The organism is Streptomyces sp. NPDC052299, from assembly GCF_040679335.1.
In the GTDB taxonomy this organism is placed as follows: domain Bacteria; phylum Actinomycetota; class Actinomycetes; order Streptomycetales; family Streptomycetaceae; genus Streptomyces.
Genome location: NZ_JBFAUP010000027.1, coordinates 18907 through 44062 on the forward strand (window position 1 = coordinate 18907; position 25156 = coordinate 44062).

Below are 25156 nucleotides of genomic sequence, written 5' to 3' on the forward strand. Positions count from 1 at the left end.
TCGGGTCAGGAGGCCCGGCGTTCCTCGGCCGGGTGGCTGATCTCCAGGTCGCCCGAGTCGCCGAAGGTCAGTCGGCAGGTGTCGGCCCGGTACGTGGCGACCGAGACCGCCACGGTGCCGCCCGCGGCGAGGTAGCGGGTGGTGACCACGAGGACGGGGGCGCCGGGGAGCCGGTCCAGCTCCTTGGCGTCGTCCGCGCGGGCCGAGCCCAGCTCCACGGAGCGGTCCTGGCCGTCGAGGCCGAGCCGGTGCAGTTCGCGGACGACGTTGCGGGCGCGGGCCGCGCCGGACGGGGCGTCTATGCCGGAGAGCTCGGGCACGGAGGAGGACGGCACGTAGAGCAGCTCGGCGGCGACCACCTGGCCGTGGCTCGTGCGGGTGCGGCGCACGATGTGCACGGGCTCCTCGGCCCCGGCGTTCAGCGTCGCGGCGACGGCGGCCGGGGCGGGCGCGCTGTCGCAGTCCACCGGCTGCCAGGCCGTGTCGGCCCCGCCGTCGGTCCAGTCGTTGCGGGCGGTGGAGACGGCCACGCCGACGCGGGGCGGGGCGACCGTGGTCCCGACGCCCCGGCGGCGGTGCAGCCTGCCTTCGAGTTCGAGCTGCTCCAGGGCCTGCCGGAGCGTGGCCCGGGCGACGCCGAACCGGGCGGCGAGCTCACGCTCGTTGGGAAGGATCTCCCCCACCGCGAAGTCCGAGTCGAGTGCCTCACTGAGCACGGTCTTGAGGTGCCAGTACTTCGGCTCCTGCACCGTTTCCAGCTGCGTGGTCCCCACCCTGTCCTCCGCAATCGCCCAGCGGCTTATTCCGCGACGTTATTTATTAAAGGTTCCTGTCTTAACGTTGAGACCATAGGACGGCGCACCCCCTTGGTCAAGACCAATCCTGCGCCGGAGACCCTGTGAATGGACGGTGCGCCGCACAGCGTTCACAGGACGTTCGCGGACCGGCGCACCGCGCGCGGCCCGGCGGCCGCCTTCGGAGCAGGGGCTTCCACCTGCGGCGCGCCCGTGCCGCGCCGTCCGAGCACTCCCGAGCCGATCGCCACACCGAGGCCGACGAGGCAGGACCCGGCGGCCTGCGCGAGGCCGTACGAGCCGGTGCCCACGAGCGGGGCGGTGAGGGCGGCGGAGACGGGGATGAGGCCGGAGAAGAGGGTGGCCCGCTCGGCGCCGATGCGCTGCATGCCCATGTACCAGCAGACGAAGCCGATGACCGTCACGACGGCCGCCTGCCAGACCAGCGCCAGCGCCTCGGCCCCGGTCGGCACGCGCAGGAAGCCCCCGCCGTCCAGCACCAGCCCCAGGACCGTCGACTCCGCCGCCGCGATCGCGCAGACGGTGGCGGAGAGCAGCTTCGGGCCCAGCGGACGCAGCACCGGAACCGCGATCACGGCGAAGCCGACCTCGCCCGCCAGCGCGCCGACGGAGCACAGGATGCCGCTCAGGTCGGTGCGCCCCCAGCCCTGGACCGTGAACGCCCCGGCGGCGACCAGCGCCGCCGCGTACAGCACGGGCCGTGTGGGCCTGCGCCCTTCCAACAGGGGTACGAGGACGGCGACGAGGATCGGGGCGCAGCCGACGAAGACGCCCGGAACCGCGGGTTCGGCAGAGCGTTCGGCGGCGAGGACGGCGAGGTTGAAGCCGACCATGCCGACGGCGGCGAGCAGTGCGAGCCTGCCCCATTGCCGTCCGGTGAGCCGACGGAGCGTGGCGGCGGGGCGGGGTTCGCCGGGTCGGTTGATCAGGGGCAGCAGCAGGAGCGCCGCGAGGCCGTAGCGGAGCGCCTGGCCACCCGCGTAGGGGTAGTCGCCGAGGACGCTGTTGGCGGTGAAGGAGGCGCCGACGAGGACGCAGGCGACGGTGGCCAGCAGGGCCCCGCGCAGTGAGGTCGCGTTCATGGAACCGAAGCTAGGCAGCTCGGTGGACCGGTTTAAGGTCCACTTTCATGAGAGCTTCGGGGACCAATTCGCAGACCGGTCCGCCCGCGGGTGGCAGCGGCGAGGGCCGTGAATCCGTATCGGCGGCCTGGGAGTTGCTGCTTCCGGTGGCGTCGGCTCCGACGCGCGGCCGGGGCCGGGCGCTCCAGTCGGCGCTGCGCGACGCGGTCCGATCCGGCCGCCTCGCGCCGGGGACGCGGCTGCCGTCCAGCCGTGAGCTGGCCGCCGACCTGGGGGTTTCGCGCGGGCTGGTGACCGAGGCGTACGAACAGCTGACGGCGGAGAGCTATCTGCGCAGCGGGCGCGGTGCGGGGACGTGGGTGAGCGGGTCGGCGCGGGCGGCGGCGGCCGGTGCGCGCGACCTGGCGCCGCGCGCCGGCGGGGTGCGGGTCGACTTCCGGCCCGGGACGCCCGATCTCTCCCTCTTCCCGCGCAGCGCCTGGGCGGCCGCCCACCGCTCGGTGCTCGCGCGGCTGCCGCACGGGGCACTGGGCTATCCGGATCCGCGCGGTCTGCCGGAGCTGCGCGTCGCCCTGGCCGCGCTGCTGACGCGGCGGCGCGGGGTGGTCGCCGATCCGGAGCGCCTGCTGGTGTGTTCCGGGGTCGCGCAGGCGACGACGCTGCTCGGGTTCGTCCTGCACGGGCGCGGGGCGCGCACGGTCGGCGTGGAGGACCCGGGAAGCCCCGAGCACACGGCCCTCTTCGCTTCCGCCGGTGTGGCGACCACCCTGGTGCCCCTGGACGAGGAGGGCCTGGCCCTGGAGCCGCTGAAACGTTCCGGAGTGCGGGCCGTGGTCACGACGCCGGCGCACCAGTTCCCGACCGGAGTGGCGTACTCCGCGGCGCGGCGCAGCCGGCTCCTGGAGTGGGCGCGGGAGACGGACGGGCTGCTGATCGAGGACGACTACGACGGTGACTTCCGGTACGACCGCGCCCCGGTCGGCGCCCTCCAGGGCCTCGATCCGGAACGCGTCGCGTACACCGGGTCGGTGAGCAAGTCACTGGCTCCCGGGCTGCGTCTGGGCTGGCTGATCGCGCCCGCGTCGATGACCGCCGAGCTCGTGGAGCGGAAGAGGATGATGGACCTCGGCAATCCGTCCCTCGAACAGGCGGTGCTCGCCGATTTCGTGACCGGCGGGGGTTACGACCGCCAGCTGAGGCGCTGTCAGCGCGCGTACCGGGAACGCCGGGACGTGCTGACGCGGGCCCTGTCCGAGCACATTCCGGGCACGGAGGTGACCGGGGTCGCGGCGGGGCTGCACGCCATCGCGCGGCTTCCCGGACTCCGGGGCACGGAGGAGGAGTTCGCGGAGCGCGCGGCGGAAGCCGGGGTCGCCGTGCGGCTGCTGCGCGAGTACGGGACACAGCGGCCGGAGGACGGCTGTGCGCGTCTCGTCCTCGGTTACGCCCATCTGGCGCCGGCCGACATCGTGCGCGGTGTGCGCGCGCTGGCCGGCCTTCTGCAGTAGCCCTGCTGACCTGCGGTGATGACCGATTGTCAGTGGCGGGTTCTACGGTTTTTCCATGACCCGAACGTTGCAGGCCCTGGCCTACTCACGTCCCTCCGTCCTGGCCTCCTCACGGTCCGGGCGGTCGCTCGGCCTGGAGACGGCCGGTGGCTCCACACCGCTGGGCGCCGAGGCGCACCCCCGGTTCTTCTCGGGGTTCCTGGCCTCGCCGCAGATAGCGGCGCGGGGGCTGCTCGCCGTCGCGGACGTCGCCGCCGCGCGCTACTACCAGCGGACGCTCGCGGCCTCCCTGGACCCGGTGGTGACGGGCAACGGCGACCGGCTGCGCTTCGAGTCGTTCTCCGGCTGCTGCGGGGTGTACGCGCGGCTCGATGTGCTCAGCGAGGGCCTGGAAGGCGTGGAGACGGGCCACGGCACCACCAATGTGGACGTCAACCATCCGCTGCGGGAGGCGCTTTCCCGGATGGGCGGTGACGAGCCGCTGCATCTGCGGGTGGGTCCGGAGGAGATGGCGGTGACCACGACGGACGGTGCCGTCGTGGAGAAGAAGGTGCCGCTGCCGGACCGCTGGCTGCGGGGCTTCGCGGAGGCGCAGGTGGCCTCCGCCGCCTTCGATTTGCGGGCGGAGCTCCCGGCGGCGGACGCCGTACGGTTCCTGAGGTCGCTGCCCACTTCCTCCGGTGCGGCTGCGCGCGGCGCGCGGTGGGTGGTGCCCGCCGGGCGGACGCTCCGGACCACGACCCGGCCGGTGCCCGGAGCCGTCTGCCTGCCCGGTCCCCAGCGGCTGTCCGCCTTGCAGCGGGTCCTGCGGTACGCGTCCGCGCTCCGCGTGTACGGGCCGGTGGCCGACGGCACGGCCGCGGCGAGCGCCTGGGAGGTCGTGCTGCCCGGGATGCGGCTGACGCTGACGCTGTCCCCCGATGCCTCGCGCGGGTTCTCCGGCGAGGGCGGCGTCCTGGAGGCGCTGGCCACGGACGACGCCGCGGCCGACGCGGAGCTGGTGTCGGTGCTGCTGGCGTGGGAGCCCCGGATCGAGCCGGACCTGCTGGCGGAGCAGGCGGGCCTCCCGGTCGAGCGGGTCCGGGCCGCGCTGGTCCGGCTGGGCACGGCGGGCCGGGTCGGCTACGACCTCGCGGACGCCGCGTACTTCCACCGCGAGCTGCCGTACGACGCGGACCGGGCCGAGCGTCACAATCCCCGGCTGGTCGCCGCGCGGCGGCTGGTCCGGGAGGGGGCGGTGGTCCTGGACGGCGAGCTGGCGGCGGTGCGCTCGGGCGACCGGTGCTACCAGGTCCGTGAGCGGTCGGGGGCGCTGAGCTGCACCTGTCAGTGGTGGGCGGACTACGGGGGCCGCCGGGGCCCGTGCAAGCACGCCCTCGCGGTCCGGATGGTCCGCCGCGGCGCGGTGGTTGCCGGGGGTGCGCGGTGACCACACTGCTGGACGCGGTCCGCGACGGCCGCATGGACGACCTCCGGCCCCTGCTGGCCCGGCTCGACCGGGGCGGTCGCAAGGCGGCGCTCGATGAGCTGAAGGCCCTGCGCAAGGAGGCCCGTGGCTGGGGCTGGGGCGAGCGCACCAAGGTCCGCAAGGCGATCCTGGTGGCCGGTGCGGGCTGCCACACCGGGGCGGCGGGCTGCGCGACATGGCTGGGTGCCAGGGACATGCGGGACTGGACCCACTCGCCGTACCCGTGGGTCCTGGAGGTGCTGGGCGACCGCGAGCCGGACTGGCTCGCCGATCTCGCCCGCCGGCTGGCCGCGCGCGCTGTGGAGTCCGACGCGGAATACCGGCTGGTCGAGGAGCTGGCCCGCCGGGCGGGCTGTCCGCTGCCCGTCTCGGACGGCATGGTCCGGGCCTGGGCGGAGCGGGTCAACAGCGCGCGGTGGCAGACCCGGTCCGAGACGCCCCTGACCGATGTGCTGCGGGCGGAGGCCGCCCTCGACGTCCTCGTGCCGCATCTCCTGGCGATGTCCGAGCTGCCTTCGGTGGTGGCCTGGGTCGACAGCAACTCCCCCGCCGGTTCCTGGCCGGCCGCGCTGACCGCCCTGGTGGCGGAGGGCCTGCTCGACCGCGGGACCCTGCTCGACAGCTGTACCGCACGGCTGCTGCGGGGCGGGAAGCCCACCGATCTCCGCTTCTGCCTGCTGGTCGTACGGGGCCTCGCTCCCACCCCCGAGGAGGAGGCGGCGCGGGTCGCGGACTGGATGGCGATGGCGGCGGACGGGCCCTCCCCGGTGGCCGGCCACGCCCAGGAGGTGCTGGCACGGCTGGACGCGCAGGGCGGATTGTCGGTCCGGCAGCTGGCCGAGGTGTCCGGCGCGGTGCTCTTCCGCACGGAGAAGAAGCTGGTGCGCGCCCAGTTGATCCACCTGGGGAAGGTGCTGCGCCGGGACCCTTCGGCGGCCGAGGAGCTGCTGCCGGTGATCGCGGACGCGTTCGGGCATCCGGACACCGACGCGCAGGAGCGGGCGCTCAAGCTGGCCGCCCGCGCCCTGCCCGCCGTCCCGCCGGAGGTCCGCGAGGAAGCGGCCCGGATGGCGTCGCTCCTGGCGCCGGTGCACCGGGAGGCGGCGCGCACGGTGTTCGGCGACCTGTGGGAGGAGGAGCCGGAGGCGGCGTACGAGGAGGTCCTCCCGCCGCCGCCCGCCCTGCGTCCCCTCGGCCCGCCGCCCGGCTCGGTGGCCGAGCTGACGGAGGAGGTGACAGCGGTCCTGCTCCGGTCCGACCCGGAGGAGGACGTCGCCGCGTTCGAACGTGCCCTGGACGGGCTCGTCCGGTACGCCGGCACGCACCGGGAGGAGCTGGTCACGGCCCTGGAGTCCGCGCTCGCCGGCCAGTGGTGGGCCACCGCCCCCAAGGGCGGGGTCGAGTGGCGGCTGTCCCGGAACCACGAGGGCCTGCACATCGTCGCGGCGTCCCTGCTCGGGCGCCTGTCACGGCGGAGCGTGCACGACGGCCAGATCCGCCGGACGGGTGCGGGCAGCTGCTGCCACGACGCCCTCAACGGCATCCTGTACGCCCGGCTCTGGGAGGCGGCCGCCGAGATGTGGTCGGGCAGGCTGCCGTATCTGCTGGCCACCCCCACCTGGCACACGGGAACCATCGACGCGGGCGAGCTCGTCGAGCGGCTGCGCGGCTACCGCGCGCTGGGCCTGCGGGCCGGGCCGGTGGACTTCGCCCAGGCGCTCCTGAGGGTCCGGCGCACGGGCTCGGAGGATGCCGCGCGGGAGGCGTCCGCACTGGGCACCGAGGAGGGCGACCGCCTGGCTGCATGGCTCCTGGCCGACGAACCGGTGGCGGCCGTGGTCCCCCGCCACGTGGAGACGGACGTCCCCGTGGCCCGCGACTGGCTGCGGCAGACGGTGGTCAAGGCGCGACGCGTCCTGCTGACCACCAGGGACAACCCGCTCGTCCGGCAGCAGTTCCCGCGCCCCTTCCACTGGCTCGGCAGCGCGCACTCACCGCGGAACCAGAACTGCTACTGCTGGATGGCGGAGTCTCCGCAGTGGATCGCCACCCTCCCCGAGGACGGCGAAACGCTCGCGGCCTGGCTGCTGCCCTCCGTCGCGGCGTGCGTGCAGGAGGAGCGGGGCGGCACCTGGCTGCTCCCCGCGCTCGCCGAGACCGGTGGCCCGGCCGCCGGGGCGATCCATCTCGCCCTGGCCTACGGGCTCGGCGCCCGGCACGCGGAGGACCGGCTCGCCGCCGTGGACGCCCTCCTGGTGCTGGCGGCGCGCGGACGGCTGGACACCGGGCTGCTCGGCGGCGAGCTGGCCACGCTGATCCAGGGGGAGTCGGTGAAGCCGAACCGGCTGGCGGACGCGGCCCGGACCGTGGCGGAGACCGGGGCGTACGGGACGGTCCTGGCCTTCCTGGTGCCGGTGCTGCCCGCGTTGCTGGCCCGGGAGCGGGCGCCCCGGGGGCTGAGCGATCTGCTCGCCGTGGCGGCGGAGTGCGCGGAGCGCAGCGGCCCGCCCGGGACCGGCCCGGTCCCGGGGCTCGCCGAGACGGCCGCGCGCGGCGGGACGACCCAGCTGGTGCGGCAGGCGATACGCCTGGAGACCGCGTGCCGGGCGGGCACCGGCTGAGCCCCGGGCGCTCGTCTCCCCGGAGGCCCTTTGGAACGCACCTCCAACGCCTTCGAAATCGACGGCGGGAAGGCCGATCGCCCTTTAACCCATCGGTCACAAAGCGTTCGTGATCAGGCAACACGGTACGGTCACAGTGGGTTCATGACTGATGTGACATCCGCGAAGAGTGCCCGCCGCCCCCACCACTGGCGGCGGGACGTGATCGAACTCGCCGCGCTGTTCACGGCGGTGGCGGTCGCCGACGCGATCGCCAACCTGATCGGGCACCAGCCGGACGGCCCCTACCTGCTCGTGGCCTCGGCCGTGGTGCTGACCGCCACGGCCGCGTTCCACACCTGGTGGGCCCGGCGCCACAGCCACGCCCCGCCCCCCGCCCCGGCGGCCGGCGCCCCCGCCGCGTCCGACGCCCCCGACACCTCCGCCGTGCCCGGGGAGACGGTGCTGTGGCGGATGCGGACCACCGTGCGGGACGTTCCGGGGAGCCTGGCCGCGCTGTGCACGGTGCTGGCCGGGCACGGCATCGACATCCTCACGCTCCAGACGCACCCGCTGGCGCAGGGCACGGTGGACGAGTTCCTGCTGAGGGTCCCCGCCTCCCTGCCGGCCAGGGAGCTGTCCCGTGCGGTGGCCGCCGCCGGGGGCAGCTCCACCTGGACGGAGCGGGCCGACACCCACGACCTGGTGGACGCCCCGACCCGGATCCTCGGTCTTGCCACCCGTACCGCCCTGGACGCGGCCGAGCTCCCCCTCGCCCTGCGGCAGTTGCTCGGCCGGTGCACCATCCACTCGCTGCCCGCCGTCTCGGTCACCGGGCGCGCCACCGGCGAGACGGCCCCGGTCGAAGGGGTGCTGGAGGAGACCGTGATGCGGCTGCGCGACCCGTCGGGCGGGGTCATCACCGTCGAACGGCCCCATCTGCCGTTCACCCCGACGGAGTTCGCACGGGCCCGTGCGCTGGTGGAGCTCGATGCCCGGCTCGGCCCCCGGGTCCCGCGCGGCGAGCAGGTGCTGACGCTGCCCGAGGGCAACGAGATCACCGTGCGCCGGGCGGACCGGGCCGACCTCGACGCGGCCGTGGCGATGCACGGACGGTGCTCCGAGCAGACCCTGCGGCTGCGCTACCACGGCCCGGTCCGGGACGCCGACCGCTATCTGGAGCACCTGCTGAGTCCCCGCTTCGGGCGGACCCTCGCGGTGCAGACGGCGTCCGGGCGGATGGTCGCACTCGGCCACCTCCTCTGGGACGGCGACGAGACCGAAGTGGCCCTCCTGGTCGAGGACGAGTGGCAGCGGCGCGGCATCGGCTCCGAGCTGCTGGCCCGCCTGGTGGCGCTGGCCGTCGAGGCCGGCTGCGAGAACGTCTACGCCGTGACCCAGGCGTCCAACACCGGCATGGTGGCCGCCATGCGCGCGCTCTCGCTGCCGCTCGACTACCAGATCGAGGAGGGCACCCTCGTGATCACCGCGCGCCTCGCGGCGACGCCGGCGCGCCCCCTGCCGCAGCTGCCGCCGTACGAGCAGGCCGAGCACTGACCCCAGCGCGTGCGGGCTCCCCGCCGCCGAGCGCCTGGCACAGGTCGGCCCACAGGTCCTCGACGTCCTCCAGGCCGACCGACATCCGCAGCAGCCGGTCGCCGACGCCGGAGGCGTGCCGGTCCCCCTCGTCCACGATGCGGTGGCTGATGGAGGCCGGGTGCTGGATGAGGGTGTCGACGCTGCCGAGGCTGACGGCGGGGGTGATCAGCCGCACCCCCGCGATCACCTGGTGCGGGTCCCCGTACACCTCGAACGAGACCATGGCGCCGCCGATCTCCGGGTAGTGCACCCGGGCCACCCGGGGGTCGGCGGAGAGCCGGCGGGCGAGCTCGGCGGCGCTCGCGGAGGCGGCCCGGACCCGCACCGGCAGGGTGGACAGGCCGCGCAGCAGCAGATAGCCGGCCATCGGGTGCAGGACCCCGCCGGTGGCGAACCGGACCCGGCGCAGCACGGCGGCGAACTCCTCGTCGCACGCGACGACTCCGCCCATCACGTCACCGTGCCCGCCCAGGTACTTCGTCGCGCTGTGCAGCACGATCCGCGCACCGAGCTCGACGGGGCGCTGGAGGACGGGCGTCGCGAAGGTGTTGTCGACCAGGAGTGGAACCGAACCGCAGGAGTGGGCGACGGCCCGGATGTCGACCTCGGCCAGGGTCGGGTTGGCCGGGGTCTCCACGATCACCAGACCCGTGTCCGGCCGGATGGCCTCGGCGATGCCCGCCGGGTCCGTCCAGGTCACCTCGGTGCCCAGCAGCCCGGCGCCCAGCAGGTGGTCGCTGCAGCCGTAGAGCGGCCGTACGGCCACCACATGGCGCAGCCCCACGCTCGCGCGGGCCAGCAGAACCGCGGTCAGCGCGGCCATGCCGCTGGCGAACGCCACCGCGCTCGCGGTGGATTCGAGCCGGGCCAGCGCCGTTTCGAAGCGGCCGGTGGTCGGGTTGTCGAGCCGCGCGTAGACGGGCGGACCGTCCGGGCGGGCCCCGGTGGTGGCGAAGGCGTCGATCCGCTCGGCCTCGGCACGGGAGTCGTACGAGGGGTAGGTGGTCGACAGATCGATCGGCGCGGCGTGCAGGCCGAGGGCCGCGAGGTCGTCGCGTCCGGCGTGCACGGCTTCGGTGGCGAGCGCCCGGGACGGGGTGGTCGAGGGCGGCAGCACGGATTCGTTGTCCATGCGCGCACTCTGAACGCTCACCGGACGATGCAGCCCGATGCCCGTGCTACGTTCGCCGAATGACTGAATCCGTCGCTCTCGACACGGTCGATCTGCACATTCTGCGGCTGCTGCAGAACGACGCCCGGACCACCTACCGGGAGCTGGCGGCCGAGGTCGGCGTGGCTCCCTCGACGTGTCTGGACCGGGTGGCCCGGCTGCGCCGCACCGGAGTCATCCTCGGGCACCAGCTGCGACTGGACCCGGCCAGGCTCGGCCGGGGTCTCGAGGCGCTGCTCTCCGTACAGGTGCGGCCACACCGGCGGGAGCTCATCGGCCCGTTCGTGGAGCGGATCAGGTCGCTGCCGGAGTCCCGGGCCCTGTTCCATCTGACCGGCCCGGACGACTATCTGGTGCACGTGGCCGTGGCGGACACGGCGGATCTGCAGCGGCTGGTCCTCGACGAGTTCACCTCGCGGCGCGAAGTGGCCCGGGTGGAGACGCGGCTGATCTTCCAGCAGTGGGAGTGCGGGCCGCTGCTTCCGCCCGTGCCGGGGGCCGCGGGACCGGTTCCCGGTCAGGTCCGTCCCGCCGATTGATAGTGACGCGGGGGCCCTTCCCGTACGAGGATGGCTCCATGTCAGACTCTTCCAGCAGCGCACTGCCGCGCCAGATCGCCGACGCCTACGTCGACGCCTTCATCGAACTCGACCCGATCTCCGGCACCTACCTCGGTGTCGCGGCAAGCTCGCGCCGCCTTCCCGACTTCTCCCCGGCCGGCCAGGAACAGCTGGCCGCGCTGGCCCGGGACACGCTCGCCCGGCTGGACCGCGCGGAGCAGCTGCCCGGGGCCGCCGATGACGCCGAGCGCCGTTGCGGCCGGCTGCTGCGGGAGCGGCTGACGGCCGAACTCGCCGTCCACGAGGCGGACGAGGCGCTGCGGGCCGTTTCCAATCTGCACTCGCCCGCGCACGCGGTCCGTGAGGTCTTCACGGTGACGCCGACCGAGACGGACGAGGACTGGGCGGCGGTCGTGGAGCGGCTGCGGGCCGTCCCGGCGGCGCTCGCCGGCTACCAGGAGTCCCTGGCACTCGGTCTGGAGCGCAAGCTGTACGGCGGTCCGCGCGCCACCGCCACCTTCATCGGCCAGCTCGACGAGTGGGTCGGGGACGGCACGACGGGCTTCTTCCAGGACTTCGTCGCGAGCGGCCCGGACGCCCTGCGCGCGGAGCTGGACGCGGCCGCCGCGCAGGCCGCCGGCGCCCTGGACGAGCTGCGCCGCTGGATGCGCGAGGTGTACGCGCCGGCGATCGAGGGCGAGCCGGACACGGTGGGCCGTGAGCGCTACGCCCGCTGGTCGCGCTACTTCAACGGCACCGACCTGGATCTGGACGAGGCGTACGCGTACGGCTGGTCCGAATACCACCGGCTGCTCGCCGAGATGAAGACCGAGGCGCAGAAGGTGCTGCCGGGGGCGGGCCCCTGGGAGGCGCTGGCCCATCTCGATGTGCACGGCAAGCACATCGAGGGCGTGGACGAGGTCCAGGCGTGGCTCCAGGGCCTGATGGACGAGGCGATCGAGGCGCTGGACGGTACGCACTTCGAGCTCGCCGAACGGGTGCGCCGGGTGGAGTCGCGGATCGCCCCGCCCGGCGGCGCCGCCGCCCCGTACTACACGGGTCCCTCCGAGGACTTCTCGCGGCCCGGCCGGACCTGGCTGCCGACCATGGGCGAGACCCGGTTCCCGGTGTACGACCTGGTGTCCACCTGGTACCACGAGGGTGTTCCCGGCCACCACCTCCAGCTCGCCCAGTGGGCGCACGTGGCGGAGAGCCTGTCGCGCTACCAGGCGTCGATCGGCATGGTCAGCGCCAACGCCGAGGGCTGGGCGCTGTACGCGGAGCGGCTGATGGACGAGCTGGGCTTCCTGCCCGACGCGGAGCGCCGGCTCGGCTATCTGGACGCGCAGATGATGCGCGCCTGCCGGGTGATCGTGGACATCGGCATGCACGTGGGCCTGGAGATCCCGGCCGACTCGCCGTTCCACCCGGGCGAGCGGTGGACGCCGGAGCTGGCGCAGGAGTTCTTCGGGAACCACAGTGGCCGGCCCGCCGACTTCGTGGAGAGCGAGCTGACCCGCTACCTCTCGATGCCGGGCCAGGCCATCGGCTACAAGCTGGGCGAGCGCGCCTGGCTGCTGGGCCGGGAGAACGCCCGCGCGGCGCACGGGGACGCCTTCGACCTCAAGGCGTGGCACATGGCGGCCCTGTCGCAGGGCCCGCTGGGCCTGGACGACCTGGTGGACGAGCTGTCGAAGCTCTGACCGGTGCGGCCGGCCCCGGGGCGCCGCCCCCGGAGCCGGCCCTCGTCAGCAGCCGCAGTCGTCCGTGCCGACCGGTGCGGTGAGCGGGTCCGCCACGCGCTTCCCTTCGCCCTCCCAGGTCTCGTACGGGAATCCCTCGCGCGCCCAGTACTCGAAGCCGCCGAGCATCTCCTTGACCCGGTAGCCGAGCCGGGCCAGGGCGAGGGCGGCGCGGGTGGCGCCGTTGCAGCCGGGCCCCCAGCAGTACGTGACCACCGGCACGGCGGGGTCGAGGAGCCGGGGTGCCTGCTCGGCGATGAGCGCCGTCCGCAGGTGCAGGGCGCCGGGGATGTGTCCCTGGTCCCAGGACTCGGTGGACCGGGAGTCGAGCAGGACGAAGCCGGGGTCTCCCCCGGCGGCCAGGGCCGCGGCGACGTCCGAGACATCGGCGTGGAAGGCGAGCGAGGCTCCGAAGTAGGCGACCGCGTCGGCCGGTTCGGCGGGCGGGACGCTGAGGACGGGGTGTGCGGCGAGGGCGCCGGGCTGGGGAGTCATGCCTGAAAATCTATGGTCGGCGCCTTAGATCCGGAAGGCGGGATCCCCGGCAGTAGGCTTGATCCGCCGGGGATTCCACGGTTCCCTGTCCGGATGAGCGACTATTCCCCTGACGCCACCGACTGGCGCATTCTCGATGTGCTGCAACGGGAGGGCCGGGTCTCTTTCGCGGAGCTGGCGCGGGCGGTGGCCATGTCCCCGAGCGCGGTGACCGAGCGGGTCCGCCGTCTCGAGGAGGCCGGGATCATCAGCGGTTACGCGGCGGTGGTCGATCCGGAACGGCTCGGGCTGCCGATCCTCGCCTTCGTACGGCTGAGGTATCCGAACGGCAACTACAAGCCGTTCCACGACCTGTTGGAGACCACGCCGGAGGTCCTGGAGGCGCATCACGTCACCGGCGACGACTGCTTCGTACTCAAGGTGACGGCCCGCTCGATGAGCCATCTGGAGACCGTCTCCGGGAAGATCGGCGCGCTCGGCTCCGTCACCACCAGCGTCGTCTACTCCTCGCCGCTGCCGGGGCGGCCCATCAGTCGCTGAGCCCGTCCGCGCCGGACCGGAGCCGCACGGCCGACCCGTGCCGCTCCTTCACCACCTCCAGCTGGGCGGGGATGCGGCGGCGCAGGTCCGCGACGTGGCTGACGATCCCGACGCTGCGGTCCCGTTCGCGCAGCGAGTCGAGCACGTCGAGCACTTCGTCCAGGGTCTGGTCGTCGAGGCTGCCGAACCCCTCGTCGATGAACAGGGTGTCGAGCCGTACGCCTCCGGCCTCGTCGGTCACGACGTCGGCGAGGCCGAGCGCGAGGGCGAGCGAGGCGAAGAACGTCTCGCCGCCGGAGAGCGTGGCGGTGTCGCGCTCACGGCCGGTCCAGGCGTCGATGACGTGCAGGCCGAGCCCCGCCCTGCGGCCGCCGGTGCGGGCGTCGGAGTGGACGAGCTGGTAGCGGCCCGAGGACATCCGCTGCAACCGGGCGGTGGCCGCCGCCGCGACCTGTTCCAGCCGGGCCGCGAGCACGTATGACTCCAGCCGCATCTTGCGCGCGTTGTCCGCCGAGGTGCCGGCGGTGAGCCCGGCGAGCCGCGCGACGCGTTCGTACTCCTCGCGCACCGGCCCGAGGGCCCGTACCTCCTCGGCCACGCGGCGGGAGAGCCTGGCGAGTTCGGTACGCCGTTCCCGCGCCGCGTCCAGAGCCGCCGCGGCCTCGCGCAGCGCGCGCTCGGCCCGGTCGAAGCGCTCCCGGGCCGCGTCCGGGGCGGCGGGCGGGCGGTTGGCGGCGTCCCGGGCGTCGGTCTCGGCGAGCCGGTCGGCGACCGCCGCGGCCTCGGCCTGCCAGGCGTCGACGCGGTGCTGGAGCGTACGCTGCGCCGCGTCGTCCAGCAGGGTCGCGGCGGCGGCCTCCGGTGTGTCGAACCCGGCCCGGAAAGCGGCGTCCGCGACCCGGTCGTCGGCCTCCTTCAGCCGTGCCGCCGCGCTCTCCTCCTCGCGCACCGCCCCGCCGGCCCCGGTGAGCAGGGCGACCCGGCGCTGCAGCACGGCGGCGTGCTCGGCGACGCTCGGGTACCCCCCGCGCGCCCGGTCGAGGACCGCGTCGATGTCCGCCTGCTCCCGGTCCAGCGATTCGCGCCGTGAGGTCCGCGCGGCGCCCCGCTGCCCGGCCTGCCGCAGCTCCTCGGCCCGCCGCCGCTCCTCCCGCTCGGCCCCGGCGAGCGCTTCCCGGGCGGAGTGCGCCCCGGCGGCGAGGCGGTAGGCCTCGGCGTGCTCGGCGGCGAGACCGGCCACGAGGCCGGCGAGTTCGGCGACGGTGGGATCGCTGTCGGCCGCGGTGAGCCCGGCCCGTCCGAAGTCGTCCGCTCCGGCGTCGGTGGCGGTGGAGGCGGCAGGCCCGGCGGACACCGGCCCTCCGTCACCGGCGGCCTCTGCCGCCTCCGCCCGGGCCGTCGCATGGCGCTCGCTCACCAGTGCGAGGGACTGTTCCGCCGTGGCGCGGGCGCGTTCCGCGTCGCGGTGCGCGCGTTCGGCGGATTCCTCCGCGGCACGGTCCACGTGCCCGTCGCCGGGGAGGGCGGGGGCCGGGTGGTCCGTGGCGCCGCAGACCGCACAGGGCGCGCCGTCGGTCAGCTGGGCGGCGAGTTCGGCCGCGATGTCGCGCAGGCGGCGCTCGCGCTGGTCGAGCCAGTGTTCATGGGCGGCCAGCGCCTGTTCGCGGGCGGCCGCGAGCTGCTGTCCGGCGGTCTTCGCCTCGGCGGCCAGCGCGTCGCGGCGGCGCGCCGCTTCCAGGCGGCGGCGGGCGGGGTCCAGGCGCCGGGCCAGGAGTTCGGTGCGGGTGGCGGCTTCGAGGGCCGCGTCCAGGCGGGCCTGGAGGCCCTGCCGCGTGGTCTCCCAGTCGGCGAGCCAGTCCTCCGCCTCGCGCACCAGCTCCTCGTCGGCCCGGGCCTGCCGGTCCAGGGCGGCGCGCTCCTCGGCGATCCGGGCCGCCCGCTGCTCGGCGCGCCGGGCCGATTCGAGGCCGCCCAGGTCCTCGCGGAGCCGGTGTTCCAGGGCCGCCAGTTGTCCGGACCCCGCGTCGGCCAGGGTCTCGGGCAGCCGGCCCAGGGCGTGGTCCCGCTCCTCGCGCGCCCGCCGGTGGGCCCGCTCCGCCGCCTCGCGCAGGTCGAGGGCCGGGGCGACGAGGTCCGCCTTGCGGGCACGAGCGAGGCGGTCCCGCGCCTCCTCGTGGGCGGCGCGGCCGGCCTCCACGGCGTCGGCGCGCTGCCGGGTCTCGGCATACCGCTGCTGGAGCGCGGCGAGCTCCCGTTCGGCGTCCAGCGCGATGCGGGCGGCGGCGTGCCGGCGCTCCGCCGTGGCCAGGACGGACGCCGCGATGTCGAGGCGTTCCCCGGCGCCACTGCGGGCGTTCGCGGCCCAGCCGAGGACCGCGTCCGCGAGGCCGGGGTCGCCGGGCCGGAGGTCCGGCAGCGGGCACTCGTGGGCGGCGGGCCCGGCGGCCTGGGCGATGCGCTGGGCGAGCGCGAGGATCTGGTCGTCACCGGCCTGGACCTGGGCCTCGGCCGTCCGGCGCAGCTCGGCGAGGCGCTCCTCGACGGCCGCGAAGCGCCGGGTGTCGAAGAGCCGGCCGAGGAGCCGGCCGCGCGCCTCGGCGTCGGCGCGCAGGAAGCGGGCGAAGTCGCCCTGGGGCAGCAGGACCACCTGGCAGAACTGCTCACGGCTCATGCCGACGAGCTGGGTGATCTCCTCCCCGATCTCCTGGTGCGACCGGCTGAGCGCCCGCCAGCCGTCCTCGGGGTCGTACTCGCGCAGATGGCTCTGCGCCTTCTCCGTGGTGTGGCCCCCGCCCCGCTTCTTGGGGCGGGGCTGGGCCGGGCGCCGGGTGATCTCCAGGCGGCGCCCGCCGACGGTGAGGTCGAGCAGGACCTCGGTCGGCAGGTCCGCCGGGGCGTGGTCGCTGCGGAGCGAGGTGCCCGGGTTCTGCCGGGCGCCGGGAACCGCCCCGTAGAGGGCGTAGCAGACGGCGTCCAGGACGGAGGTCTTGCCGGCGCCGGTCGGCCCGTGGAGCAGGAAGAGCCCGGCGGCGGAGAGCGCGTCGAAGTCGATCTCCTGGGTGCCGCCGAAGGGGCCGAACGCGGTGACGCGGAGGGTGTGGAGCCTCACCGGTTCACCTCGCGCACGCCGTCGTCCACCCGGACGTGGTCGAAGGCGCCCCGCAGCACCGCCCGCTCCTGCTCGTCGGTCCCGGCGCCGCCGCGCACATGGGCCACGAAGTCCTCCGCGATGGTCTGGTCGTCGCGGCCGCGCAGCCGGCGGGCGTACGAGCGGTCCGGGTCCTCGGGTGCCCGCTCCGGTTCGAAGACGAGGGCGAGGGTGTGCGGGAACCGCTCGGTGAGGCGGGCCATCGGATCGGCGGGGCGGACCGGGTCGGTGAGGGTGGCCTCCACCCAGGCGTCCTCGTGGCGGTCGAGCGCGGGGTCGTCCAGCAGGTCGTCCAGCCGGCCGCGCAGCCGGGCGAGGCGGCGGGGCACCGGGCAGTCGATCCGTTCGCCGGTGACGGCGCCGGAGGCGTCCAGGTCGATCAGCCACATGGTCTTGCGGTGGGTGGCCTCGGAGAACGAGTAGGCGAGCGGCGAGCCGGAGTAGCGGACCCGGTCGGTGACGGCCTGGCAGCCGTGGAGGTGGCCGAGGGCCACGTAGTCGACGCCGTCGAAGACCCCGGCCGGGACCGCGGCGACGCCGCCGACGGTGATGTCTCGCTCGCTGTCGCTGGGCTCCCCGCCGGCGACGAAGGCGTGGGCGAGGACGACGGACCGGGTGGAGCCGGGGCGGGCGGCGAGGTCGGCGCGGACGCGGTCCATGGCGGCGGTCAGCACGGCCTCGTGCCCGGCGCGCTCGGCCTTGAAGACGTCCTTCACCAGGGCGGGTTCCAGGTAGGGCAGCCCGTAGAACGCCACGTCGCCGTGCGCGTCGGGGATGACGACGGGCGTGGCGCAGTGCGCGGGGTCGGTGCGCAGGTGGATGCCGGCCCGGTCGATGAGCCCGGCGCCGACGCCGAGGCGGCGGGCGGAGTCGTGGTTGCCGGAGATCATCACCGTGGGCACCCCGGCGGCGGCGAGCCGGTGCAGGGCGTCGTCGAAGAGCTGGACGGCGCTGAGCGGGGGCACCGCCCTGTCGTACACGTCCCCGGCCACCACGACGACGTCGACCTCGTGCTCGGCGACGGTGGCGACCAGGTGGTCGAGGTAGGCGGCCTGGGCGTCGAGCAGGGGGACCCGGTGGAAGGACCGGCCGAGGTGCCAGTCCGATGTGTGCAGAATCCTCAAGACCCGGCTCCGGTCCGCATGTACTTCCTCCGCCCCTGTGCCCTCACGCCCCACAGTCTCCCATCCCGCCGGGGCCCCGGGGCCGCGGCCGGGAAAGCCGGGCCCGCTGCGCGCCCCCCGTCAGGCGTCGTCGTACGCCTCGCCGCCCAGCTCGACGCGCGCCTCGCCCGCCGTCGCGTCGGCCAGCCAGCGGCGGAATGCCTCGACATCGGCGTCCGGCAGCGCGATCTCGATGGTCACGTCGGCCGCGTACCGGACGTCGCGCACAGTCCGTCCGGTGGCGCGGAGTTCGTTCTCCAGCCTGCCCGCCCGCTGGTGGCCGACGGTGACGGTGGCGAGCCGGAAGCGGCGGCGGGTGCGGGTGCCGAGGGCGTCGAGGGCTTCGCCGACCACTCCCCCGTACGCCCTGATCAGCCCGCCGGCGCCCAGCTTCACCCCGCCGTAGTAGCGGGTGACGACGGCGACGGCGTAGCAGACCTCGCGGCGGGTGAGCATCTGGAGCATGGGGACTCCGGCGGTGCCGCCGGGCTCGCCGTCGTCGCTCGCCTTCTGCACGGAGGCGTCGGCGCCGATCACGTACGCGTAGCAGTTGTGCGTGGCGGTCGGATGCTCCTTGCGGACGCGGGCGATGAACTCCTGCGCCTCCTCCTCGGTGGCCGCGGGGGCGAGCGCGCAGATGAAGCGGGACCGGTTGATCTCGCTCTCGTGCACGCCCGCGCGGGCGACGGTCCGGTACTCCTCCTGCATCCCGCCACCCTATGCGCACCTGCGGGAATGGCCGGGGCGGGCCGCCGGTTGTCCGGTGCATGTACGCAGACACGGAGACGATCCGCAGGATCCTGGAAGACACCGGCGACACCTGGGCGGTGGTGGGGCTGTCCAACAACCGCTCGCGCGCGGCCTACGGGGTCGCCGAGGTGCTCCAGCGCTTCGGCAAGCGCGTGGTCCCGGTGCACCCGAAGGCGGAGCGGGTGCACGGCGAGGAGGGGTACGCCTCGCTGGCGGACATCCCGTTCCCGGTGGACGTGGTCGACGTCTTCGTCAACAGCGACCTGGCGGGCGCGGTGGCCGACGAGGCGGTCGCCCGGGGCGCCCGGGCCGTCTGGTTCCAGCTCGGCGTGGTCGACGATCAGGCGTACGCGCGCACCCGGGCGGCCGGCCTGGACATGGTCATGGACCGCTGCCCCGCCATCGAGATCCCGCGCCTCGGTTAGGGCGCTTCGGGGGCCCGCATCCCCAGTCCGTCGAGGATCACCGCGCCCGGCAGGGCGCCCAGCGCCTTGCCGGTCACGATCAGCTTGCCCCGGCGCGAGCCGCTGCCGATGAGGACCCACTCCTCGTCCACGACGGCGGAGTCGATGAGGAGAGGCCAGGCGGCGGGGAGCCCGATGGGCGTGATGCCGCCGTACTCCATGCCGGTCTCGCCGACCGCGGTGTCCATCGAGGCGAAGCGCGCCTTGCGCAGTCCGAGGTGCTTGCGGGCGACGCCGTTCACATCGACGCGGGAGTGCGACAGGACGAGGCAGGCGGCGAGGGTGACGTCGGCGCCGCGCTTCCCGGAGAGGACGACGCAGTTCGCCGAGTGGTCGAGCAGGTCGGCCCCGTGGTGGGCGACGAAGGCCGCGGTGTCGGCGATCTCCGGGTCGGTGTCGACGTGCAGGACCTGATCGGGGGTGATGCCGCTCCAGCCCGTGCGCACCGCCTCGGCCACCGGTGCGGTGAGCAGGTCCTGACGGTCGACGGCGGGACTGGCGTTCTCGAAGGAGCCGATGGGTGCGCGCATGCGCGTCACGCTAGCAGCGCCGTGGACGGGGGTGTGCGGCGTCTCATCCGACGGGCGGAACGCTGACGACCATGGTGAGTTCGACCGGTTCGGTGCCGTCGTTGCGGTAGGCGTGCGGGTGGTGCGCCTCGAAGGTGGCGGAGGTGCCGGCGCCCATCTCGTAGGGGGTTTCGGCGACGACGAGCGTGAGCGTTCCGGCGGTGACGTGGAGGAGTTCGACCGTGCCCTCGGGGTGCGGGTCGGAGCGGCTGCCCTCGCCGGGCATCAGCCGCCAGGAACAGAGTTCGAGGGGGCCCCGGGCGTCCGTGCCGACCAGGAGCGTGGTGCCGCTGCCCGCGTCGGTGGACCAGAGGCGGACGGTCTGGTCGGCGGGGACCAGGCGGACCGGTGAGCCCTGTTCGTAGTCGAGCAGGGTGGTGATGCTGACGCCGAGCGCGTCGGCCAGCTTGACGGTGGTGCCGACGCTCGGATTGGTGCGGGCCTGCTCGATCTGGATGATCATGCCGCGGCTGACCCCGGCGCGTGCGGCCAACTGGTCCAGGGTGAAGCCGCGTTCACCGCGCCAGCGCTTGAGGTTGCGCGCGAGGGACTGGGTCAGCTGATCGAGGTCAGTCACGTTCCGTCCAATATTCTGTATGACACGGTCCAGCATTCTGTACTACGGTGCGGTGTACCCATTCGTTCATCGCACTGTACTGCGAGGCCCCCATGACCGCGTTGTTCGCCCTGGCCACCAGCCTCCTGTGGGGGCTGGCCGACTTCGGGGGCGGCCTGCTGACCCGGCGTACGCCGGCGCTGACCGTGGTCGTGGTCTCGCAGATCATCGCGGCGGCGGTGCTCGGCGTGATCGTGACCGCCTCGGGCGGCTGGAGCGAGGCGGGGCCCCGGCTCTGGTACGCGGTCGTGGCCGGGGTCGTCGGACCGGTGGCGATGCTCTGCTTCTACCAGGCGCTGGCGCTCGGCCCGATGGGCGTGGTCTCCCCGCTCGGCTCGCTCGGCGTCGCCGTTCCGGTGGGCATCGGGCTGATCGCCGGGGAGCGCCCGGACCTCCTCCAGGGCGCCGGGGTCGCGGTGGCCGTGGTGGGCATCGTGCTGGCGGGCGGCCCGCAGCTGCGCGGTGCGCCGGTGCAGCGGCGCGCGGTGCTGCTGACGCTGGTGGCGGCCTTCGGCTTCGGGGGCGTGATGTCGCTGATCGCCCATGCGTCGACCACGGTGACCGGGCTGTTCCTCGCCCTCTTCGTGCAGCGCGTCACCAACGTGGCGGTGGGCGGCGGGGCGCTGTACGTCTCCGTGCGGCGCGGCGGCAGGGCGCTGCCCGAGGACGGGGGCGCCGCGGCGGTCCGGGCGGCGCTGCCCGCGCTGGCGTTCGTCGGCCTCGCGGACGTGGCGGCCAACGGCACGTACTCCACGGCCGCCCAGCACGGCCCGGTCACCGTCGCCGCCGTGCTGGCGTCGCTCTACCCGGTGGTGACGGCCCTGGCCGCGCGCGGGTTCCTGAAGGAGCGGCTGCGGGGCGTGCAGGCGGCGGGCGCTGGGCTGGCCCTGGTGGGCACGGTGCTGCTCGCGACGGGGTGAGCCCCGCGCTCAGCCCTCTTCGAGCCGGGCCACGGCGAGGAGTTGTTCCGGGGTGACGCCCTCGGGGATCGGGACCGGGGCCGGTGTCCGCAGGGGCGGCTGCCAGCCCTTCTCCGGGTCCCAGCCCCGTACGACACGGGCGGGCGCTCCGGCCACCACCGCCCGGTCGGGCACCTCGCCCCGGACCACGGCCCCGGCCGCCACGACGACGTTGCGGCCGAGGCGGGCGCCGGGCAGGATCACCGCGCCGGTGCCGATCCAGCAGCCCGGGCCGATGGACACGGGCCGCATCCGGGGCCACTGCTTGCCGACCGGCTGGTGCGGGTCGTCGTAGCTGTGGTTGGTCGAGGTGATGTAGACGTAGGGACCGCAGTACGTGTCCGCGCCGATGGTCACCGTGGTGTCGGCGACGACATGGCTGCCCCGGCCGAGCACGACACCGTCGCCCAGGGTGAGGATCGGGTCGGGGCCGAGGTCCAGGTCGGGCATGAGTCCCGCGGTCAGCGTGACCTGTTCGCCGATGATGCAGTGGTCGCCCAGTTCGATCCACGGCTCCCCGAAGACCGTGCCCTGCGGGAACGCCAGCCGGGTGCCCTCGCCGATCCGGGCGAAGCGCAGCCCTCCGGGGTGCTCGGCGGTGACCGCGCCCGCCTCGCGCGCCCAGCGCCAGCAGCGGTGGACGACGCCGGACAGGGCGCGCCGCCGCCAGGCGGTGAGGCGGGCGAGCGGACTCCGGTTCTTCGGCACGCGCTCACCGTAAGCCGCGCCCACCGGACGGGCTGCGGGACGGGCCTGTGATCTTCACCCCAACAGAGGGCGGCGCCGCCTCGTCGCATACGGTTTCACCGGCGGCGACCGACGGCACCGGAGCACGGAGGAACGGGCGATGGCGGAGCAGGCGATGATCATGGGCATCGGCGGCAAGGAGCCGGTCATCGACGCGGAGGCGTTCACCGCCCCGACGTCGGTGGCGATCGGCGACATCACCATGGCGGCGGGCTCCAGCCTCTGGTACCAGGCGGTGCTGCGCGCGGACTGCGGGCCCATCGTGATCGGCGCGGACTCCAACATCCAGGACAACTGCAGCGTCCACGTCGACCCCGGCTTCGAGGTGACGGTCGGCGAGCGGGTCTCGGTCGGCCACAACGCCGTCCTGCACGGCTGCACCATCGAGGACGACGTCCTCATCGGCATGGGGGCCACCGTCCTCAACGGCGCGCACATCGGCGCGGGCTCACTGGTCGCGGCGCAGGCCCTCGTACCGCAGGGGATGCGCGTGCCGCCGGGGTCACTGGTCGCGGGCGTCCCGGCGAAGGTGAAGCGGCAGCTGACCGAGGAGGAGCTGGAAGGCGTCCGCTTCAACGCGGTGGGTTACGTGGAGCTGGCCAAGGCCCACCGCGAAGCCTGCGGGGGCTGAGGGGCCACCGGGCCCGTCGGCTCAGTCCGCGACCGGCACGGTGCCCGGCTCCGGCTCGGCGGCCGCGGCGGAGTGCGCGGCGGCGGCTTTCTTGGCGCGGTTCTTGAGGACCAGCATGGAGGCGAGGCCGATCAGGACCGCGATGGCCAGGCCGAGGTAGGAGAACCGCTTGAGCCACGCCTCGGCGACGACGCCCACCGAGTAGATGACGGCCGTGGTGCCGCCCGCCCAGGCGATCCCGCCGAGCACGTTGGCGATGAGGAACTTCCAGTACGGCATGTGCAGCACACCGGCCAGCGGACCGGCGAAGATGCGCAGCAGGGCGACGAAGCGGCCGAAGAAGACGGCCCACATGCCCCACTTCTGGAAGGACCGCTCGGCCAGGCCGATCTGGCTCTCACCGAAGTGCTTGGGGAACTTCCCGCCGAGCCAGGCCAGCAGCGGCCGCCCGCCCTTGCGGCCGATCGCGTAACCGATCGAGTCCCCGATCACGGCTCCGGCGGTGGCGCAGGCGCCGAGGATCCAGGGGTTGATGCCGTCGTGGCTCGCGGCCAGCAGGGCGGCGCTGACCAGGACGATCTCACCGGGCAGCGGGATGCCCAGGCTCTCCAGCCCGATCACGGCGCCCACCAGGATGTAGACGCTGATCGCGGGTACGGTCTCCAGCCACTCCTGGATGTGCAACGCCGGTTCCTCCGTAGTGATGTCCTGTCGCCCGCCGGACACTCATCGGCGCACCGCGGGAAGCCTACCCTCAGCTTCACGGAGGCGGACAGCGAGAAGGGCCGCCGGTGCGGGGCGGCCCTTCCGTCACGGACACCGCCCGCGGCTCAGGAGTTCGGGCGCAGCGTCCAGACCACGGTCATCTCACCGGTGACGGCGCCGTCGCCGCGCCGGATCTCCACGGTCACCGGGAATTCGGGGCGCTCGCCCGCGTCGAGTTCGGCGACGACGTCGGCGGCGGGGCGGCCGAGGACGGCGGTCGCGGTGACCTCGCCCATGGCCAGCTTCTTGTAGCCGATCTCGGCGCCGACCGCGAGCGGCACGGCCCGGGAGAGCTGGTCGCCGAAGGCTGCGATGACGATCGCACCGCTCGCCGACTCGGCCAGCGTGAACATCGCTCCGGCGTGCGGTCCGCCGATGTGGTTGTGGTAATCGGCCTGGTCCGGCATGCGGACCACCGCGCGGTCGGCGGTGGACTCCAGGAATTCGAGGTTGAGGGTCCGGACCATGGGAACCGTGGCGGCGAGCATCTCGCCCGCGGTCATCTGTTCAGCGCTCATGGGCGGGATGTTACTCATGGGTAGACAGCTTTGGCCATGCCTCTGCGGCCACGCACCGGCCGGGCCGCCGCCTCGCCTTCACCGTTCGCACACGGGGGCGGACGTAGCACGCGGGGCGGGGCACCTCTATCGTTACTCGCCATGTGGCCAGGACAGCAGCCGCCCGGGGGCGAGCAGAACCCGCAGGACCAGAACCAGAACCCGTACCAGCAGCCGGGGTACCAGCAGCCGAATCCCTATCAGCAGCCGGGATATCAGCAGCAGGGCCAGCCGGGGCAGCCCGGTTACGGCTACCCGCAGCAGGGCGGGCAGGGGGGGTACGGACAGCCCAACCCGTACCAGCAGCCGACGGTTCCGCAGTACGCGGTGCCCGGTCCGCCCGGCGACCCGCAGCCGGGCAATGACAAGAAGAAGACGACGGTCATCGCCATCGTCGCGGCGACCGCGGTCGTGGTGGCCGCCGCGGTCACCGGTGTCATCGTGCTGAACAAGGACGACGACAAGGACGGCAAGAACGTCGCCGAAGGCAAGAAGTCGTCCGCGCCCGCCAAGCCGTCCGGCTCCGCCTCGCCCGAGGAGAACCCGCGCGGCGGCGAGGACGCCAAGCCGCTGATCGCGGGCTGGAAGGTCGTGACGAACCCCAAGTGGGGCACCCAGTTCGACGTGCCGGGCGACTGGGAGGTGTCGCCGCCCACCACGCAGTCCTACTTCGAGGACGAGAAGAAGAACGACGGCCTGCCGCTCATCGGATTCAGCGCGCCGGCGGACCTCAAGCAGGAGTGGTGCACCGACGACGCCGACAAGGACGGCACCAAGGACAAGTACAGCCTGGCCGGCACCGGCACCCGGGGTGCGCAGGGCGCCACGGACCCGGACGTGAACGCCCGTAACGAGGCGGGCACCTGGGCCTGGGCCGCGTTCGCGCAGCACATGCCGAAGAAGACCATCAAGATCAGCAAGGCCAAGCAGTACACCACCAAGTCGGGGCTGACCGGCAGCCTGGTCACCGCGACCGCGCCGAACGTCACCAAGCGCTCCAAGTGCAGCAGCGACGGCAAGACGTACGCCTTCACGTTCAAGAACAAGAAGAACGAGTTCGCCTCGTGGGTGCTGTACGCCGCCGCGGGCGTGGACGACGAGCTGCCGAACGCGACGATCGAGAAGATCCTCAGCACCGTGCGGCTGGTGCCGGTGGTCGACCCCGACGGCGATTCCTGACGCCGGTCCGGGAACTCATTTGCACAAC

23 protein-coding genes are annotated in these 25156 nt (G+C 74.1%); 11 read left to right on the forward strand and 12 right to left on the reverse strand.

The genetic code is table 11. The features are described from left to right. Positions 1-5: 5 nt before the first annotated feature. The gene (locus tag AB0L33_RS31820; protein WP_365686941.1) at positions 6-773 is read right to left on the reverse strand and encodes a GntR family transcriptional regulator; all 768 of its coding nucleotides are present in this window, start codon (positions 771-773) and stop codon (positions 6-8) included. Positions 774-925: 152 nt separating this feature from the next. Then, positions 926-1897, reverse strand: coding sequence for a DMT family transporter (locus AB0L33_RS31825; protein WP_365686943.1), 972 nt, complete (start codon positions 1895-1897; stop codon positions 926-928). 47 nt (positions 1898-1944) lie between these two features. Between AB0L33_RS31825 and AB0L33_RS31830 the strand changes: the two genes are divergently transcribed. From AB0L33_RS31830 to AB0L33_RS31845, 4 genes are all read left to right on the forward strand, one after another. Then, positions 1945-3405, forward strand: a complete 1461-nt coding sequence (locus AB0L33_RS31830) for a PLP-dependent aminotransferase family protein (protein ID WP_365686945.1) — start codon at positions 1945-1947, stop codon at positions 3403-3405. Positions 3406-3460: 55 nt separating this feature from the next. Next, entirely contained in the window at positions 3461-4834 is a 1374-nt protein-coding gene (locus AB0L33_RS31835) for an SWIM zinc finger family protein (RefSeq protein ID WP_365686946.1), read from the forward strand. After that, positions 4831-7494 (forward strand): DUF6493 family protein, encoded by a 2664-nt coding sequence (locus AB0L33_RS31840; RefSeq protein WP_365686948.1) that lies wholly within the window; start codon positions 4831-4833, stop codon positions 7492-7494. Before AB0L33_RS31835 ends, AB0L33_RS31840 begins: the two co-directional genes overlap by 4 nt. Positions 7495-7638: 144 nt before the next feature. Beyond that, entirely contained in the window at positions 7639-9030 is a 1392-nt protein-coding gene (locus tag AB0L33_RS31845) for a GNAT family N-acetyltransferase (protein ID WP_365686950.1), read from the forward strand. Here the strand turns inward: AB0L33_RS31845 and AB0L33_RS31850 are convergent. Beyond that, positions 8957-10204, reverse strand: a complete 1248-nt coding sequence (locus AB0L33_RS31850) for a PLP-dependent transferase (protein WP_365686951.1) — start codon at positions 10202-10204, stop codon at positions 8957-8959. The two genes, AB0L33_RS31845 and AB0L33_RS31850, sit on opposite strands and share 74 nt — an antisense overlap. A 59-nt stretch (positions 10205-10263) precedes the next feature. On the opposite strand from AB0L33_RS31850, the gene AB0L33_RS31855 reads away from it, so the two are divergent. After that, positions 10264-10782: an Lrp/AsnC family transcriptional regulator gene (locus AB0L33_RS31855; RefSeq protein WP_365686952.1), complete on the forward strand. Its 519-nt coding sequence runs from the start codon at positions 10264-10266 to the stop codon at positions 10780-10782. Between the two features lie 38 nt (positions 10783-10820). Then, positions 10821-12506, forward strand: a complete 1686-nt coding sequence (locus tag AB0L33_RS31860; protein WP_365686953.1) for a DUF885 domain-containing protein — start codon at positions 10821-10823, stop codon at positions 12504-12506. A 45-nt stretch (positions 12507-12551) separates the two neighbouring features. On the opposite strand, the gene AB0L33_RS31865 is transcribed toward AB0L33_RS31860, so the two are convergent. After that, positions 12552-13040 (reverse strand): rhodanese-like domain-containing protein, encoded by a 489-nt coding sequence (locus AB0L33_RS31865; protein WP_365686954.1) that lies wholly within the window; start codon positions 13038-13040, stop codon positions 12552-12554. Positions 13041-13133: 93 nt separating this feature from the next. Here AB0L33_RS31865 and AB0L33_RS31870 point away from each other — a divergent pair, with 93 nt between their 5' ends. After that, positions 13134-13580, forward strand: a complete 447-nt coding sequence (locus tag AB0L33_RS31870) for an Lrp/AsnC family transcriptional regulator (protein WP_365686955.1) — start codon at positions 13134-13136, stop codon at positions 13578-13580. On the opposite strand, the gene AB0L33_RS31875 is transcribed toward AB0L33_RS31870, so the two are convergent. The 3 genes from AB0L33_RS31875 to AB0L33_RS31885 form a co-directional block, all read right to left on the reverse strand. After that, positions 13570-16689, reverse strand: a complete 3120-nt coding sequence (locus AB0L33_RS31875; RefSeq protein ID WP_365686957.1) for an SMC family ATPase — start codon at positions 16687-16689, stop codon at positions 13570-13572. The two genes, AB0L33_RS31870 and AB0L33_RS31875, sit on opposite strands and share 11 nt — an antisense overlap. Further along, positions 16686-17852: an exonuclease SbcCD subunit D gene (locus tag AB0L33_RS31880; RefSeq protein ID WP_365686959.1), complete on the reverse strand. Its 1167-nt coding sequence runs from the start codon at positions 17850-17852 to the stop codon at positions 16686-16688. Before AB0L33_RS31880 ends, AB0L33_RS31875 begins: the two co-directional genes overlap by 4 nt. A gap of 120 nt (positions 17853-17972) precedes the next feature. Further along, positions 17973-18599, reverse strand: coding sequence for a YigZ family protein (locus tag AB0L33_RS31885; protein WP_365686961.1), 627 nt, complete (start codon positions 18597-18599; stop codon positions 17973-17975). A 59-nt stretch (positions 18600-18658) separates the two neighbouring features. On the opposite strand from AB0L33_RS31885, the gene AB0L33_RS31890 reads away from it, so the two are divergent. Beyond that, positions 18659-19066: a CoA-binding protein gene (locus AB0L33_RS31890; protein ID WP_365686963.1), complete on the forward strand. Its 408-nt coding sequence runs from the start codon at positions 18659-18661 to the stop codon at positions 19064-19066. Here the strand turns inward: AB0L33_RS31890 and AB0L33_RS31895 are convergent. Then, entirely contained in the window at positions 19063-19635 is a 573-nt protein-coding gene (locus AB0L33_RS31895; protein WP_365686965.1) for a YbaK/EbsC family protein, read from the reverse strand. The two genes, AB0L33_RS31890 and AB0L33_RS31895, sit on opposite strands and share 4 nt — an antisense overlap. A 43-nt stretch (positions 19636-19678) precedes the next feature. Next, entirely contained in the window at positions 19679-20251 is a 573-nt protein-coding gene (locus tag AB0L33_RS31900; protein WP_365686967.1) for an XRE family transcriptional regulator, read from the reverse strand. A gap of 92 nt (positions 20252-20343) precedes the next feature. On the opposite strand from AB0L33_RS31900, the gene AB0L33_RS31905 reads away from it, so the two are divergent. Next, positions 20344-21210: a DMT family transporter gene (locus AB0L33_RS31905; RefSeq protein WP_365686969.1), complete on the forward strand. Its 867-nt coding sequence runs from the start codon at positions 20344-20346 to the stop codon at positions 21208-21210. A 9-nt stretch (positions 21211-21219) separates the two neighbouring features. On the opposite strand, the gene AB0L33_RS31910 is transcribed toward AB0L33_RS31905, so the two are convergent. Then, positions 21220-21957, reverse strand: coding sequence for an acyltransferase (locus AB0L33_RS31910; RefSeq protein ID WP_365686971.1), 738 nt, complete (start codon positions 21955-21957; stop codon positions 21220-21222). A gap of 139 nt (positions 21958-22096) precedes the next feature. Between AB0L33_RS31910 and AB0L33_RS31915 the strand changes: the two genes are divergently transcribed. Further along, positions 22097-22627 carry a gamma carbonic anhydrase family protein gene (locus AB0L33_RS31915; protein ID WP_365686972.1) on the forward strand — a complete coding sequence of 177 codons (531 nt, stop codon included), beginning with the start codon at positions 22097-22099 and terminating at the stop codon, positions 22625-22627. A gap of 21 nt (positions 22628-22648) precedes the next feature. Here AB0L33_RS31915 and AB0L33_RS31920 read toward each other — a convergent pair whose 3' ends face one another. Together AB0L33_RS31920 and AB0L33_RS31925 are read right to left on the reverse strand one after the other, a co-directional pair. Beyond that, complete coding sequence (locus AB0L33_RS31920; protein ID WP_365686973.1) at positions 22649-23311, reverse strand: DedA family protein; 663 nt, start codon at positions 23309-23311, stop codon at positions 22649-22651. 146 nt (positions 23312-23457) lie between these two features. Beyond that, the gene (locus AB0L33_RS31925) at positions 23458-23895 is read right to left on the reverse strand and encodes a DUF4442 domain-containing protein (RefSeq protein ID WP_365687019.1); all 438 of its coding nucleotides are present in this window, start codon (positions 23893-23895) and stop codon (positions 23458-23460) included. Positions 23896-24051: 156 nt separating this feature from the next. Here AB0L33_RS31925 and AB0L33_RS31930 point away from each other — a divergent pair, with 156 nt between their 5' ends. Further along, a complete protein-coding gene (locus AB0L33_RS31930) occupies positions 24052-25128 on the forward strand; it encodes a hypothetical protein (RefSeq protein WP_365686974.1) in 1077 nt (358 codons plus the stop codon). Positions 25129-25156: the final 28 nt, after the last annotated feature.

Excerpts from the sequence above, each read along its gene's own strand:
- AB0L33_RS31890 (WP_365686963.1), top strand. The coding sequence starts at position 18,659 with ATGTACGCAGACACGGAGACGATCCGCAGGATCCTGGAAGACACCGGC.
- AB0L33_RS31835 (WP_365686946.1), top strand. The coding sequence starts at position 3,461 with ATGACCCGAACGTTGCAGGCCCTGGCCTACTCACGTCCCTCCGTCCTG.
- AB0L33_RS31850 (WP_365686951.1), bottom strand. The coding sequence starts at position 10,204 with ATGGACAACGAATCCGTGCTGCCGCCCTCGACCACCCCGTCCCGGGCG.
- AB0L33_RS31865 (WP_365686954.1), bottom strand. The coding sequence starts at position 13,040 with ATGACTCCCCAGCCCGGCGCCCTCGCCGCACACCCCGTCCTCAGCGTC.
- AB0L33_RS31930 (WP_365686974.1), top strand. The coding sequence starts at position 24,052 with ATGTGGCCAGGACAGCAGCCGCCCGGGGGCGAGCAGAACCCGCAGGAC.
- AB0L33_RS31895 (WP_365686965.1), bottom strand. The coding sequence starts at position 19,635 with ATGCGCGCACCCATCGGCTCCTTCGAGAACGCCAGTCCCGCCGTCGAC.
- AB0L33_RS31905 (WP_365686969.1), top strand. The coding sequence starts at position 20,344 with ATGACCGCGTTGTTCGCCCTGGCCACCAGCCTCCTGTGGGGGCTGGCC.
- AB0L33_RS31860 (WP_365686953.1), top strand. The coding sequence starts at position 10,821 with ATGTCAGACTCTTCCAGCAGCGCACTGCCGCGCCAGATCGCCGACGCC.
- AB0L33_RS31845 (WP_365686950.1), top strand. The coding sequence starts at position 7,639 with ATGACTGATGTGACATCCGCGAAGAGTGCCCGCCGCCCCCACCACTGG.
- AB0L33_RS31825 (WP_365686943.1), bottom strand. The coding sequence starts at position 1,897 with ATGAACGCGACCTCACTGCGCGGGGCCCTGCTGGCCACCGTCGCCTGC.
- AB0L33_RS31885 (WP_365686961.1), bottom strand. The coding sequence starts at position 18,599 with ATGCAGGAGGAGTACCGGACCGTCGCCCGCGCGGGCGTGCACGAGAGC.
- AB0L33_RS31870 (WP_365686955.1), top strand. The coding sequence starts at position 13,134 with ATGAGCGACTATTCCCCTGACGCCACCGACTGGCGCATTCTCGATGTG.
- AB0L33_RS31925 (WP_365687019.1), bottom strand. The coding sequence starts at position 23,895 with ATGACCGCGGGCGAGATGCTCGCCGCCACGGTTCCCATGGTCCGGACC.
- AB0L33_RS31830 (WP_365686945.1), top strand. The coding sequence starts at position 1,945 with ATGAGAGCTTCGGGGACCAATTCGCAGACCGGTCCGCCCGCGGGTGGC.
- AB0L33_RS31855 (WP_365686952.1), top strand. The coding sequence starts at position 10,264 with ATGACTGAATCCGTCGCTCTCGACACGGTCGATCTGCACATTCTGCGG.
- AB0L33_RS31915 (WP_365686972.1), top strand. The coding sequence starts at position 22,097 with ATGGCGGAGCAGGCGATGATCATGGGCATCGGCGGCAAGGAGCCGGTC.